The sequence below is a fragment of the Actinomadura mexicana genome, from assembly GCF_900188105.1.
GTDB classification, from domain to species: Bacteria; Actinomycetota; Actinomycetes; order Streptosporangiales; family Streptosporangiaceae; genus Spirillospora; species Spirillospora mexicana.
On sequence record NZ_FZNP01000022.1, the window covers coordinates 15,602 to 27,577 of the forward strand.

Sequence of the window (11,976 nt, forward strand, 5' to 3'; positions counted from 1 at the left end):
GATCAGGGGCGGGCACGTCGCCCAACGCTACCGCCCGCGGCCGACACCCGCGTCCCGTCCCGCGCGACCGCGTCCCGGATCTCCCGGGAGTTATCCACAGTTGGGCGAGCCGCGGCGGCCCCTCCACGCCCCCTGAAACCCTCGACGCATGACATCACTGGTGATCCGCTCAGCCCAGGACGCCATCGCGGCCGTCCCTTATCTGCTCGGCTTCCACCCCGCGCGCAGCCTCGTCGTCATCGGCTTCGAGGGACGGTCCCGCAGCACATGCGCGATCCGGCTCGACTTACCGTCGTCCGACGCCGCCGAACGCGTCGCCGCCGTCCTGTCCGGCAACGGCTTCGCCCGCTCGCTCCTGCTCGGGTACGGCCCGGCCGGCGAGGTGGCGGAGGCCGCCCGGCCCATGCGCGCCGCCCTGGCCTCCGCGGGCGTCCCCGTCGTCGAGGCGATCCGCGTCGCCGACGGCCGCTGGTGGTCGCTCACCTGCGGCGACGTCTGCTGCCCACCCGAAGGGACTCCGTATGACATCCACGCCAGCGCCGTCGCCGCCGAGGCGACCTTCGGAGGCCACGTGGCCCTGGCCGACCGCGCCGAACTCGTCGCCTCCGTCCAGCCGCTCGACGGTCCCGCCCGCACCGCCATGCACCGCGCCACCGAACGCGCCGAGCGGCGCTACCTGGCCCGCCCGCCCTCGTCCGCCGAAGACGATCTCACCTTCGTCCTCGCCCTGCCCGCCCGCGCCCGCACCGGCTCCCGCCCGACCGACGACGAGGTCGCCTGGCTCGGCCTCCTCCTCACCGACCTGCGCGTCCGCGACGAGACCTGGACCCGCCTCGACGAGGACTCCCCGGCCGCCGACATCGCCTTCTGGCGCGACATCGTCCGCCGCGTCGACCCCGCCCGCGTCCCGGCCCCCGCGTCCCTGCTGGCATTCGCCGCCTACTCGGCCGGCGACGGCGGCCTGGCCAACGTCGCCCTGCAACGCGCCCTCGACACCGACCCCGCCTACTCCATGGCCGTCATCCTCCGCGAAGTGGTCAACGCGGGCGTCCCACCCTCCAGACTCCGCATGCGCAAGGCCGGTTCCCCACCCGCCGACCACCAGAAAGCCGGCTAGCCCTACGACCGCGGGCCACGTGCTCGCCGGGCCGGGGGGTGACTTCCCGTGCGCTTGGGCTCCGAGTTTTCGTGGCGGGTAGGCAGTGTCGGGCCGTGTCGCGGGCCCGGTGACTCCATGTGCGGGCGCTGTCGCGGCGGTGTTGCCGAGATGCGGTTCTCGGGCTGGTCAGGGCGTGCGCGCGGGGAGGGCGAACAGTCCTGAGAGCCGGGTCAGGCGTTCGGGGACCGCCTGGTAGTAGACCCACGTCCCGCGCCGCTCGCCGTCGATCAGCCCCGCCTGGCGCAGCACCTTCAGATGGTGGGAGATCGTGGGCGCGGTCAGCTCGAAGGAGCCGGTCAGGTCGCATACGCACGCCTCGCCGCCCTCGGCGGAAGCGATCATGTTGAGCAACCGCAACCGGACCGGATCCGACAGCGCCTTGAACACCCCGGCCAGTTCGACCGCCTCGTGCTCGCTCAGGGCGGGGCCGCTGAGCGGCGCGCAGCAGACCGGAGCGGAGATGTCGTCCAGGCCCAGCAAGTTAGGCATGCCTCTAATTTGACATCCATCTAAGCAAAGACGCAAACTGACGTTGTTTAGAAGAACGTCTAAATAGTGGCCTTCGCGGCCGTAGCGGTGAGGGCTGCACCATCGCATGCGCGCCGCGTCGTCACCGCTGCACGACCGTGACGGCGATCCGACGTAGTGAGGGAGAAGCATGGGCGAGCACACAGGGGAGGCGGTTCGGAGCGCCTGCTGCGGGGTCAGCGGTTGCTGCACCGGTGCCGACCGGGCCGCGGACCCGGCGCTCACCGTGACCGAGGCCAAGGCGAGCGCCGGTTGCGGCTGCCTCGGCGACCACGCCGAGGAACTGCCGGTGGTGGTCGTCGGCGCCGGGCCGGTCGGGCTCGCCGCGGCCGCTCACCTGGCCGAACGCGGGCTGGACTTCGTCGTCCTGGAGGCCGGTGACGCGGTCGGAGCGGCAGTGTCGGCCTGGGGGCATGTCCGGCTGTTCTCGCCCTGGCGCTACGACACCGACGCCGCCGCCCGCCGGCTGCTGGAGCCCACCGGCTGGACCCTGCCCGCGCCGGACGCCCTGCCCACCGGGGCCGAACTCGTCCGCGACTACCTGGCCCCGCTGGCGGAAGTGCCCGAGTTGGCCGGGCGGATCCGGACCGGCACGCAGGTGACCGCGGTGGCCCGGAGCGGCGTGGACGTCACTCGCACCGTCGGCCGCGACGAGCATCCGCTGCTGGTCCGGGCGGTCGGGAAGGACGGCGCCGTCACCGACCTGCACGCCCGTGCCGTCATCGACGCCTCGGGCACCTGGGGGCACGGCAACCCGCTCGGCCACTCCGGGCTGCCCGCTCCCGGGGAGGACCGAGCCGCCCCTTACGTGACCGGACCGCTGCCCGACGTGCTGGGCCGCGACCGCGCACGCTTCGCCGGGCGCCGCACGCTGGTCGTCGGCAGGGGCCACTCGGCCGCCAACACCCTGCTCGCCCTTGCCGAACTCGCCAGGACCTCCCCCGGCACCCGCATCACCTGGGCCGTGCGGGGCTCCTCGGTCGCCCGCCTGTACGGCGGAGGTGACGCCGACGGTCTCCCGGCGCGCGGCGCGCTGGGCACCCGTCTCAGAGCCGCCGTCGAGGGCGGGGAGATCGCGCTGGTGCGGGACTTCACCGTCACGGGCTTCGGCGTCCCCGACGGGGGCCCCGCCGCCGGGCCCGTGCGGGTCGTCGGCACCACGCCGGAGGGCGAGCGCGTCATCGAGGCCGAAACCGTGGTCGCGGCCACCGGGTTCAGGCCCGACCTGGACATGCTGCGGGAAGTGCGCGTCGAGCTCGACCCCGCCGTCGAGGCGCCGGTCCGGCTCGCTCCGATGATCGACCCGAACTTCCACTCCTGCGGCACCGTGCCGCCGCACGGCGAACGCGACCTCGCCCACCCCGAACCCGGGTTCTACCTGGCCGGCATGAAGAGCTACGGGCGGGCCCCGACCTTCCTGATGGCCACCGGATACGAGCAGGTCCGCTCCGTGGTCGCCGCGCTGGCCGGCGACCGCGCCGCCGCCGACGCCGTCGAACTCGACCTGCCCGAGACCGGTGTCTGCTCCACCAGCCTGGTCACCGAGGACCAGTTGCCCGGCGCCGCCGACGCCGGCTGCGGCGGTTCCTGCGGCCCCGGCCCCGCACCGGTCACGGTTCCGGCCGGCGCCGTCGCCGGAGGGGGCGCCTGCTGCGGCGGCTCGGAACCGCAGCCGGTGGCCATCGGCGCCGGCCCTCCCGCCGGGGCGGGCTTCGCGACCGGCCGCGTCCACGGCTACTCCGGCGACGCCGAACGGGGCGGCGACTGACCTGGTGAGCCGGGAGCACGCGGCGCCGGGGCCGGAGGAACGCACCGGCGCCGGCCCGCTGCCCGCCGCCCCGGACGAGGTCTCCCGCGTTCTCCTGCGGCGCTCTGCGGCACCGAGATCACCAGTTGGGGGCAGAGGAGGGCGTCGACATCGCCGCCGAGACTTCCACGGTCCTCACCGCGGACGCCGTCCGAGCCTCCGACGCCGTGATCATCATGGGCTGCGGCGACGCCCGTCCCGTGTTCCCCGTCAGGCACCGCCTCGACTGGCGACTCGACCGGGCACGTCTCATCCGCGCCGGCCCGGGGGCTGCGGCCGTCTTCCGGAGTCAGGAGGAGACGGCTTCGCCGGGGGTGCCGGGGTCTATGCGGCGGTCCGGGTTGCGCTCGTTCCACGCGCGCATGCGGGGCGGGTAGCCGACGATCTGGACGTCGTAGACGGGCAGGCCGAGATCGCGGGCCACCTTGCCGATGACCTTGGGGGAGCCGACGCGGCGGCGGGTCCACTCGCCGTCGTGGGCGACGGCGACGGCCGTGGTGTCGGTGGCGAACGTCTCGGGCTCGACGAAGAACTCGACGCCGCGGCGGGCGCGGGCGAAGGCGATCAGCGCCTCGACGTCGGAGTCCGTCGCCTCCCTGTCGAGCCTCGTCACCGAGGACCCGCGGTGCCTGCGGATCCCGAACCGATCCCGGAACCTCATCGTCAACCCCGTCGTGTGGTCCCGCCCGGAACCGTTCCGGAGCGGGCTTGCGGTGTACGACGATAACGAGATCGGCGGCGGGCCGGTTCCCGACACAGCGGCGGCGACCCCGGCGGGCCGGGGGGCCGCGCCCTAGACTGGCGCCTTCGGGGGATCATCACGCGGGGGTGTCGATGGACGGGCCGAACCTCGTTCGGCGGGTGGCCGGAGCCGTGCTCGCGGTCGCCGTGTTCGGGCTCCTGAGCACCCTCACCCCGGCCCGGGGCCAGGAGAAGCCCGTCGCGCAGGCCAAGGCGTCCAAGGCCCGCCCGAGGCCGAGACCGGTCGCGCCTCCGAAGCCGCCGCCGCCCGACTGCGCCCGGGCCAAGTGCCTGGCGCTGACGTTCGATGACGGGCCCGCGGAGAGCACCGCGGAGCTGCTGGGCATCCTCGCCGCCCGCAAGGTCAGGGCGACGTTCTTCATCGTGGGCGAGAACGCCGCGAAGCATCCGGACCTGGTGCGGCGCGAGCTGGAGGCCGGGCACGAGCTCGCCGACCACAGCTACACGCACGCCGACCTCGGGAGGGCGTCCCAGAAGAAGATCATGGCCGAGCTGACGAGGACGCAGGACGCGATCCGGCAAGCCTCCGGGGTCACGCCCGTGCTGCTCAGGCCGCCCTACGGGTCGACCTCCGGGCGGCTGACGAAGATCACGCAGGAGCTGGGGATGGCGCAGGTGCTGTGGACGGTCGACCCCCTCGACTGGGAGCACCGCGACACCGCCTACGTCGAGAGGCGGGTGCTGAAGGCGGTCAGGCCCGGCTACATCGTCCTGATGCACGACATCCATCCGACGAGCGTGCGGGCCGTCCCGAAGATCATCGACCGGCTGGCGGCCGAGGGGTACGTGTTCGTCACGGTGCCCGAGCTCTTCGGGGGGCGCCTGACCCCCGGGAAGGAGTACGTCCAGCGGAACTCAGGGGATCCTCAGGGTCTTCCCTGATGGCCTCGCGGCGTGGCCGCGCGGACCATGGGCTTATGAACAGCAGTTACGCGGTGGGGGATCTGCGGGTCTCGGACGCCGAACGGGAACCGGTCATCCAGCGGCTTCAGGACGCCTACGCCGAGGCGCGCCTCGACGAGGACGAGTTCGACCTTCGCGTGCAACTGGCGATGACGGCCAAGACGCGCAACGACCTCGGCGCCGTCCTCCTCGATCTGGTGCCCGCCCCCGCGCCGCCCGTTGCGGTCGAGGCCGAGGCGGCGACGGGCGAGGACCGGATGCTGGCCGCCGCCGCGCACGCCGTCGCCGTCCCCACGCTGTTCGTCGGCCCGCTCGTGCTGATGCTGCTGAGCGGCAAGCGGTCGCCCTACGTCCGGCGGCAGGCGGCGGAGGCCGTGAACTTCCAGGTGACGCTGCTGCTGCTGACGATCGTCACCTTCGGCGTCGGCGGGGTCGTGTACGCGGTGGCGTGGGTGCTGTCGGCGATCGCGGCCGTCTTCGCGCTGACCGGCCAGACCTTCCGCTACCCGTGGATCCTGCGCCTGGTGAAGTGACACGGGGCGCGCGAGCCTGGCGTTGAACGCGGCTCGGGTTTGTCGGAGGACGCCTCCGGGGAGAGTTGACGTGGCCGCGTCGAACGCGGCCGGCCGCCTCCAGGAGATGGAACGACGCCTATGTGCACGCCCGTGGGTTTATTCCCCTCCCTACCTGTGACTCCCCTAACGTCCGAGTTATGTGGACCATGCATGGGATGATCGATTAACTAGGCGAGGGAGGGGTAGATGACGGAGCTTGCGATCAAGGGCGATCACCAGCGGGCGGTGGAGGCGCTCAGGAGGTCCTACCAGGCCATTCCGGCGGGCACGCCGGTGCGGCTGGCGAAGCGGACCTCGAACCTGTTCCGGTGGCGCGACCCCTCGGCGGCGCCCGGCCTGGACGTCTCCGGCTTCGACAAGGTGCTGAGCGTCGACCCGGACGAGCGGACCGCGCAGGTCCAGGGCATGACGACCTACGAGGACCTGGTCGACGCGACGCTGCCGCACGGTCTGATGCCGACGGTCGTCCCCCAGCTGAAGACGATCACGCTGGGCGGGGCGGTCACCGGGCTCGGCATCGAGTCGACGTCGTTCCGGGACGGGCTGCCGCACGAGGGAGTCCTGGAGCTGGAGGTCCTCACCGGCGGCGGGCAGATCGTCACGGCCACGCGCGACAACGAGCACAAGGACCTGTTCTACGGCTTCCCGAACTCCTACGGGACGCTCGGCTACAGCCTCCGGTTGAAGATCGAGCTGCGGGCCGTCCGGCCGTACGTCCGGCTGCGGCACCTGCGCTTCACCGACGCGGCGGAGCTCGCCCGCGTCCTGGGGGAGATCACCGAGTCCGGGACGTTCGAGGACGAGACCGTCGACTTCATGGACGGGACGGTCTTCGGCGCGGACGAGCAGTACATCACGCTCGGCTTCTTCGCCGACTCCGCGCCCTACACCTCCGACTACACCGGCCAGCAGATCTACTACAGGTCGATCCGGCAGCGGTCGGTCGACTTCCTCACGATCCGCGACTACATCTGGCGCTGGGACACCGACTGGTTCTGGTGCTCGGGCGCGTTCGGCGTGCAGAACCCGACCGTCCGGCGGCTGTGGCCCGACAAGTACAAGCGCTCCGACGTGTACCGCAAGCTGGTCGCCTACGACCGCAGGTACCACGTCGTCGCGCGCGCTGAGCGGTGGCGCGGGCTGCGGCCGCGCGAGGACGTCATCCAGGACATCGAGGTGCCGATCGAGCGGCTTCCGGAGTTCCTGGAGTTCTTCCACGACAAGGTGGGCATGAGCCCGATCTGGCTGTGCCCGCTGCGTGCGAAGGAGCGGTGGCCGCTGTACCCGCTGGACGTGGGCCGCCCTTACGTGAACGCCGGTTTCTGGGGGACGGTGCGGATCCCGCCGGGGCAGATCCCCGAGTACCACAACCGGCTCATCGAGCGTAAGGTCGCTGCCCTCGACGGGCACAAGTCCCTCTACTCGACCGCCTTCTACGGACGGGACGAGTTCTGGCGGTACTACGACGGGGAGACCTACCGGCGGCTCAAGGGGTCCTACGATCCTGACGGACGGTTGCTGGACCTCTACGACAAGTGCGTGCGCGGACGCTGACCAGGCGCCCGCAGTTCGGGGGAGCCCCGCGCGGGAGGCGGCCGTCCGCCGCCGCCCGGACCGGGGCGGAGAGACAGGAGGAACCAAGATGACGCTGGCCAGGGTCTTCGAGCAGCTCGCCGGGGCTGAGGCGCCAGTGGAGTTCACGGCGTACGACGGATCTCGGGCGGGGGTGCCCGGCGCCGACATCCGTTTCGACGTGCGCTCACCGTACGCGGTCTCGTACCTGCTGCACTCGCCGGGCGCGCTGGGGCTCGCCCGCGCCTACGTCACCGGCATGATCGACGTCAACGGTGACATGATCACGGCGCTGGCGACGATGCAGCAGGTGCTCAGCGATGTGACGCCGCGCGACAAGGCGAGGATCGCCGGCGGGGTGATGCGCGATCCGCTGCTGCGCGCAGCGGTGTCGCGCCGGCTGGACCCGCCGCCGCAGGAGGCGCCGTTCAGCCGCATCCCGTCGTGGCTTCGGCACTCCAAGAGGCGCGACGCGCGGGCCATCTCCCACCACTACGACGTGTCCAACACCTTCTACGAGTGGGTGCTCGGCCCCTCCATGGCCTACACCTGCGCGTGCTTCCCGCATGAGGGCGCCACGCTGGAGGAGGCGCAGTTCGCCAAGCACGACCTGGTGGCCAAGAAGATCGGGCTGAAGCCCGGAATGCGGCTGCTGGACGTCGGCTGCGGCTGGGGCGGCATGGTGATGCACGCCGCGAAGGAGTACGGGGTCAAGGCGCTCGGCGTCACGCTGTCCAAGCAGCAGGCCGAGTGGGCGCAGAAGGCCATCGCCGACCGGGGCCTGTCCGACCTCGCGGAGGTCCGGCACATGGACTACCGCGACGTGACCGAGACCGGCTTCGACGCGGTCAGCTCCATCGGCCTGACCGAGCACATCGGGAAGAAGAACCTTCCGGCCTACTTCTCCTTCCTCCACGGGAAGCTGAAGAAGGGCGGGCGGATGCTGAACCACACCATCACGCGTCCGGACAACACGTCCCCGTCCCGCAAGGAGAACGGGTTCATCAACCGGTACGTCTTCCCGGACGGCGAGCTGGAGGGTCCGGGCTACGTCCAGTGCCAGATGAACGACGCGGGGTTCGAGATCCGGCACCAGGAGAACCTGCGCGAGCACTACGCGCGCACGCTCACCGGCTGGTGCGAGAACCTCGACGCGCACTGGGACGAGGCCGTCGCCGAGGTCGGTGAGGGCATCGCCCGCGTGTGGCGCGTCTACATGGCCGGCTGCGTGATCGGCTTCAACCAGAACTGGATCCAGCTGCACCAGACGCTCGGTGTGAAGGTGGAGGACGACGGCACGAGCCACATGCCGCTGCGGCCCGACTGGGGATCGTGACGGCGCGACCGCTTCAGCCCGCCGACGAGCCGACCGGACGTTCCGGTCGGCTCGTCGCCGTTTCGGGGCCTCAGGCGCGTGCCCTCTCCCAGGCCTCGCTGGACAGGAAGTAGGTGTCGTAGATCTCCTGGACGTCCAGGAGGCTCTCCGGCGGGACCTTCCCGTAGGCGATGCGCTCCAGGTGGCGGAAGTACTCGAACCGCTCGACGCCCGGGGTGATGACGATGAGGATGTCGGCGCCCTCCCCGGGGGCGGCGGCGAAGGCGTGCGGCAGGCCGGGCGGGACGACGACGAGGTCGCCGCGTTCGGCGGTCACCACCTGCTCGCCCGAGAGAAGCTGGGCGGCGCCGTCCAGCATGTAGAACATCTCGGCGGAACCGTCGTGGCGGTGCGGTCTGGCGCCGTCCGCGCCGGTGCCCAGGGTGACCCGCTGGGTGGACAGCGCGCCGCCGGTCGAGCCGCTGTCGGCGAGCAGCCTGATGGCGACGGGGGACCGGCCGACCACCTCGGCCTCGGCGGACCGGACGATCACGGATTCGGCGAAGTCCGGTGAGATCAGCGACATGCGGTGGGCTCCTTGTCCGGGACGGAAGAGGTCAGACGGCGAACAGCAGGGCCGCGCTGGCGAGCACGACCGCGGCGGTGGCGAAGTGGACGCCGAACGCGACGGCCTTGGGGCCGCCGTGGCGCAGCACGATCATGGTGTCGCCGAGCGGCGCGATGGCCACGACCAGCATGTACCAGCCGGCGGCGTGAGCGCCCGCGAAAGCGATCAAGGCGAGGCCGAGGATGCCGAACGTCAGGTCGCGCAGCCCCTTGACCTCCAGGTAGGCGGCGTCGCCGTCCGGCTTGGCGGGGACGCCGTAGCCGGCGGCCGCCGGGTGGGGCGACACGAGGAACCGCACGCCGATGTAGGTGACGAACAGGGCGAGCACGACGGCCAGTCCATAGGCGAGAGGGGCGAGCATGATCCGGCGTCTCCTGATTGCTAGCAGTGCTAGGAACGAGGTCGACGCTAGCATAGCGTCGACAGGATGGCTAGCAATGCTAGGATCGCTGCCATGTCGATCCAGGGACGCCGGGAGCGCGAGCGGGCCGAACGCGAGAAGCTGATCATCACGGCGGCGCGGGAGCTGGCCGAGAACGAGGGGTGGGACGCGGTGACGACGCGGCGGCTCGCCGCGGAGATCGAGTACAGCCAGCCCGTCCTCTACAGCCACTTCAAGGGCAAGGGCGCCATCATGGCGGCGGTCGCGGTCGAGGGGTGCGCCGAGCTCGCGGGCGAGTTGCGGGAGGCGCGCACCGCGTCCCGCGAGCCCGCCGAGGCGCTGGCGGACGTCGCGGCGGCCTACACCGACTTCGCGGAGCGCAGGCCCGCGCTCTACGACGCGATGTTCGTCAACGCCGTCGACCTGCCGTTCGCGACCCCCGAGGCGCCGTCCGCGCTCCAGGAGGCATTCGGCGAGCTGCGCGAGACCGTCCGGCCGTTCGCGGGCGCGGACGACGTGGACGTGCTCACCGAGACGTTCTGGAGCTGCCTGCACGGCCTCCTCACCCTGATGCGCGGCGGGCGCATGCACCGCGAGCACCACGACCTGCGCATGGCCGTCCTGCTCCGCCGGTTCTCCGGCTGACCTCGCCCGCCGCGGCCGCGGGCCGGGCCGGTCAGCCGGCGGCGGCGCGGCCCGCGGTGGTGGCCTTGATGAGACCGTCGGGGGTGAAGGCGACCGTCACCTGGCCGCCCTGCGGCCCGATACCGTCGATGACCTCCTCGTTCTCCCTGATCCGGCACCCGTGGTGGGCGAGGAAGCCGCGGACCACGCGGCGCTGCTCGGTGGGGAAGATCTCGGCGGCGGTCGTCATCAGGCGCGTGGCCGAGAGCGGGTCGAACTCGGCCGCGGGGAGGGCGGGGTCGTCGACGTGGAAGTAGAACGAGCCCTTTCCGTCGTTCACGCGGCAGCTCTGCACGCCGTTGCCGCCGAGCAGCGCGGCGGCGGCGATGGCCATGGTGGTCGCGGCCTGGTGCGGGTCGGGGAAGCCGGACAGGTCCAGGCGACCCGCCGCCAGCTCCGGGACGGCGTGGCGCTCGCCGTGCTCGCGGACGGCGGCCAGCGGGGCGACCGCGGGCACGCCGTCGCCGTAGTGCGGGTTGGCCCACGCCCACAGCCACGTGTCGCTCAGGTGCGAGAAGCTGCCGAGGAAGGTCATGCCGTGCAAGGTGCGGCCGCCCGCGGTGAGGGTGCGCCGGTCGACGTCGAAGGCGATGTCGACGTCCCCGACGACGGCGTTGAGGACGTTCTGCCGCTGGATCGCCGCGGCCGAGCCCGCACTGGCGAACGCCTCGAACTCGGGGCTGTAGCCGCTGAGCCCGCTCAGGAACTCCGACCAGAACCGGGCACCGCGCCCGTCCCCCCGGCGCCGGTAGATGTCGCCGAGCCTGCGGGCGGCGTGCTCGACGCCGGCCTCCTGCACCGCTCTGCGGAACCAGCCGATGGCGGTGTCCTCGTCCCCCGCTTTCTCGAAGTGCGCGCCGAGGCAGTAGGCGGCCTTGGGATGCCCGAGATCGGCGGCCTGTCGCCACGCCCGGACCTGCCCGGCGGGATCGCCCTTGTCCTGCCGCACGAATCCCAGGTTGAACGCGGCGCCGCCGTTGCCGCGCTCGGCGGCGCGCGTGTACCAGGTCTCCGCCGCTTCGAGATCGCCCTTCCCGCCGTCGTCGTACAGCCGGCCGAGGTTGAAGGCGGCCTTGTCCGAGCCGAGCTCCCATGCCTGGCGGAAGAAGCCCATGGCCTCGTCGACGTCGCCCCGGTCCTCCAGGAGGATGCCCAGGTTCAGGGCGCCGCCCCCGAAGCCGCCCGCGGCGGACTGCCGGTACCAGCGTTCGGCGGCCTCCGGGTCGCCGTCGCGCTCCGCGGCGTAGCCGACCTCGAAGGCGCTCTCGGGGAGCCCTGCCTCGGCGGCCCGCCGCCACCACGCCACCGCCTCCCGGTCGTCGCCGCGTTCCGCCGCGATGAAGCCGAGCTCGTGGGCGCCCCCCGGATGCCCCGATTCGAACGCCCGCCGCAACAGCTGCTCGGCCTCCGCGACGTTCCCGCCGCGCTTGGCCTCCATGCCGCGCTCGTACGGTTCGACTGATCCGGCCGGGTACTCGGTCATCGCACGCCCCTCTGAGTGATCACGGATTCACGGGATCGACGCCGCGCGCCCGATCCGGGTTCCATCGGCGCGCGGCCGTCCCGAAACCGCTCCGCACGCATGGACGGGCGGACCCTCCCGGTGGTAAGCCCGGGGGAAGAACGGGCCGTGCCGCGGCCCGTGGAGAGCGGGAGCCCTC

At 72.3% G+C, this 11,976-nt stretch carries 12 protein-coding genes; 7 read left to right on the plus strand and 5 right to left on the minus strand.

All coding sequences use genetic code 11. The features are described 5' to 3' along the window. Positions 1–148: 148 nt before the first annotated feature. On the plus strand, positions 149–1,117 hold the full coding sequence (locus CHC11_RS35955) for a DUF4192 domain-containing protein (protein ID WP_089316363.1): 969 nt from the start codon (positions 149–151) through the stop codon (positions 1,115–1,117). A 168-nt stretch (positions 1,118–1,285) separates the two neighbouring features. Here CHC11_RS35955 and CHC11_RS35960 read toward each other — a convergent pair whose 3' ends face one another. Next, positions 1,286–1,648 (minus strand): ArsR/SmtB family transcription factor, encoded by a 363-nt coding sequence (locus tag CHC11_RS35960; RefSeq protein WP_089316364.1) that lies wholly within the window; start codon positions 1,646–1,648, stop codon positions 1,286–1,288. Between the two features lie 169 nt (positions 1,649–1,817). On the opposite strand from CHC11_RS35960, the gene CHC11_RS35965 reads away from it, so the two are divergent. Then, complete coding sequence (locus CHC11_RS35965; protein ID WP_089316365.1) at positions 1,818–3,455, plus strand: FAD-dependent oxidoreductase; 1,638 nt, start codon at positions 1,818–1,820, stop codon at positions 3,453–3,455. A gap of 328 nt (positions 3,456–3,783) precedes the next feature. Here CHC11_RS35965 and CHC11_RS35970 read toward each other — a convergent pair whose 3' ends face one another. Next, complete coding sequence (locus tag CHC11_RS35970) at positions 3,784–4,155, minus strand: hypothetical protein (protein WP_089316366.1); 372 nt, start codon at positions 4,153–4,155, stop codon at positions 3,784–3,786. Positions 4,156–4,328: 173 nt separating this feature from the next. Here CHC11_RS35970 and CHC11_RS35975 point away from each other — a divergent pair, with 173 nt between their 5' ends. The 4 genes from CHC11_RS35975 to CHC11_RS35990 all read left to right on the plus strand — a co-directional run bounded on the left by CHC11_RS35975 (position 4,329) and on the right by CHC11_RS35990 (position 8,642). Beyond that, positions 4,329–5,138 carry a polysaccharide deacetylase family protein gene (locus tag CHC11_RS35975; protein ID WP_089316446.1) on the plus strand — a complete coding sequence of 270 codons (810 nt, stop codon included), beginning with the start codon at positions 4,329–4,331 and terminating at the stop codon, positions 5,136–5,138. A 35-nt stretch (positions 5,139–5,173) separates the two neighbouring features. Further along, positions 5,174–5,692, plus strand: coding sequence for a DUF1707 and DUF4870 domain-containing protein (locus tag CHC11_RS35980; RefSeq protein ID WP_089316367.1), 519 nt, complete (start codon positions 5,174–5,176; stop codon positions 5,690–5,692). Positions 5,693–5,920: 228 nt separating this feature from the next. After that, on the plus strand, positions 5,921–7,288 hold the full coding sequence (locus CHC11_RS35985) for an FAD-binding oxidoreductase (RefSeq protein ID WP_089316368.1): 1,368 nt from the start codon (positions 5,921–5,923) through the stop codon (positions 7,286–7,288). 88 nt (positions 7,289–7,376) lie between these two features. Next, positions 7,377–8,642, plus strand: a complete 1,266-nt coding sequence (locus CHC11_RS35990; protein WP_089316369.1) for an SAM-dependent methyltransferase — start codon at positions 7,377–7,379, stop codon at positions 8,640–8,642. Positions 8,643–8,712: 70 nt separating this feature from the next. Here the strand turns inward: CHC11_RS35990 and CHC11_RS35995 are convergent, their stop codons facing one another. Beyond that, positions 8,713–9,207 carry a cupin domain-containing protein gene (locus CHC11_RS35995; protein ID WP_089316370.1) on the minus strand — a complete coding sequence of 165 codons (495 nt, stop codon included), beginning with the start codon at positions 9,205–9,207 and terminating at the stop codon, positions 8,713–8,715. A gap of 31 nt (positions 9,208–9,238) precedes the next feature. Beyond that, positions 9,239–9,610 (minus strand): DUF4267 domain-containing protein, encoded by a 372-nt coding sequence (locus tag CHC11_RS36000; protein ID WP_089316371.1) that lies wholly within the window; start codon positions 9,608–9,610, stop codon positions 9,239–9,241. A 93-nt stretch (positions 9,611–9,703) separates the two neighbouring features. On the opposite strand from CHC11_RS36000, the gene CHC11_RS36005 reads away from it, so the two are divergent. Next, positions 9,704–10,276: a TetR/AcrR family transcriptional regulator gene (locus CHC11_RS36005; protein ID WP_089316372.1), complete on the plus strand. Its 573-nt coding sequence runs from the start codon at positions 9,704–9,706 to the stop codon at positions 10,274–10,276. Between the two features lie 31 nt (positions 10,277–10,307). On the opposite strand, the gene CHC11_RS36010 is transcribed toward CHC11_RS36005, so the two are convergent. Continuing rightward, positions 10,308–11,798 (minus strand): tetratricopeptide repeat protein, encoded by a 1,491-nt coding sequence (locus CHC11_RS36010; protein ID WP_089316373.1) that lies wholly within the window; start codon positions 11,796–11,798, stop codon positions 10,308–10,310. Positions 11,799–11,976: the final 178 nt, after the last annotated feature.

Coding starts and splice junctions, on each gene's coding strand:
- CHC11_RS35955 (WP_089316363.1), top strand. CDS start 149: ATGACATCACTGGTGATCCGCTCAGCCCAGGACGCCATCGCGGCCGTC.
- CHC11_RS35960 (WP_089316364.1), bottom strand. CDS start 1,648: ATGCCTAACTTGCTGGGCCTGGACGACATCTCCGCTCCGGTCTGCTGC.
- CHC11_RS35965 (WP_089316365.1), top strand. CDS start 1,818: ATGGGCGAGCACACAGGGGAGGCGGTTCGGAGCGCCTGCTGCGGGGTC.
- CHC11_RS35970 (WP_089316366.1), bottom strand. CDS start 4,155: ATGAGGTTCCGGGATCGGTTCGGGATCCGCAGGCACCGCGGGTCCTCG.
- CHC11_RS35975 (WP_089316446.1), top strand. CDS start 4,329: ATGGACGGGCCGAACCTCGTTCGGCGGGTGGCCGGAGCCGTGCTCGCG.
- CHC11_RS35980 (WP_089316367.1), top strand. CDS start 5,174: ATGAACAGCAGTTACGCGGTGGGGGATCTGCGGGTCTCGGACGCCGAA.
- CHC11_RS35985 (WP_089316368.1), top strand. CDS start 5,921: ATGACGGAGCTTGCGATCAAGGGCGATCACCAGCGGGCGGTGGAGGCG.
- CHC11_RS35990 (WP_089316369.1), top strand. CDS start 7,377: ATGACGCTGGCCAGGGTCTTCGAGCAGCTCGCCGGGGCTGAGGCGCCA.
- CHC11_RS35995 (WP_089316370.1), bottom strand. CDS start 9,207: ATGTCGCTGATCTCACCGGACTTCGCCGAATCCGTGATCGTCCGGTCC.
- CHC11_RS36000 (WP_089316371.1), bottom strand. CDS start 9,610: ATGCTCGCCCCTCTCGCCTATGGACTGGCCGTCGTGCTCGCCCTGTTC.
- CHC11_RS36005 (WP_089316372.1), top strand. CDS start 9,704: ATGTCGATCCAGGGACGCCGGGAGCGCGAGCGGGCCGAACGCGAGAAG.
- CHC11_RS36010 (WP_089316373.1), bottom strand. CDS start 11,798: ATGACCGAGTACCCGGCCGGATCAGTCGAACCGTACGAGCGCGGCATG.